General features: G+C 72.8%; 1 pseudogene. It reads left to right on the forward strand.

Annotation, left to right across the window (positions count from 1 at the left end):
• Nucleotides 1-39: 39 nt before the first annotated feature.
• Nucleotides 40-592, forward strand: a pseudogene (locus ABD324_RS37070) (DDE-type integrase/transposase/recombinase); the annotation flags it as partial.

The following is a 592-nucleotide window of genomic DNA, read 5'->3' on the forward strand; positions in this document are numbered from 1 at the left end:
CGGCCGCGGTCGAACCCGACCGCGGTCGCCGAGGCGGTGGTGTCGCTGGTGGTGCAGCTACGCGCCACCCTGGCCCCGGACAACGGGGCCGACTCGATCAGGGCCGAGCTGGCCGAGCTCGCCGCCGGGCCCGAGGCGGCGGCTCGGGGGCTGGCCGGGACCGCCGTCCCGTCCCGGGCCACGATCAACCGCATCCTGGACCGGCGTGGGTTGTTGGTGAAAAACCCGGCCAAGCGGCCACGCTCGGCCTGGCGCAGTTTCGGGTTCGCCCGCCCGCGTGACTGCTACCAGATCGACGGCACCGAGCATCGTCTCGCCGACGGCAGCACCGTTGTCGCGATCGACGTGATCGACGACTGCACCCGGGTATGGGTGGCCAGTTATGTCTGCGCGTCCGAGACCACCGCCGCGGCGCTGGCTGCGATGGCCGGGGTCGAGGCCCAGTGGGGCCTGCCCGGGCTGGTCCTGGCCGACAACGGCACTGCGTTCGCTCATCCTCGCCGGTTCCTGGACAAGACGTTGACCGGCCGGTTCGCCCGCGAGCTGGCCGCGCGGGGCACCCGGGTGATTCATGCCAGCCCGTATCACCCGC

The sequence above is a fragment of the Pseudonocardia ailaonensis genome (assembly GCF_039531635.1).
Classification (GTDB): Bacteria; Actinomycetota; Actinomycetes; order Mycobacteriales; family Pseudonocardiaceae; genus Pseudonocardia; species Pseudonocardia ailaonensis.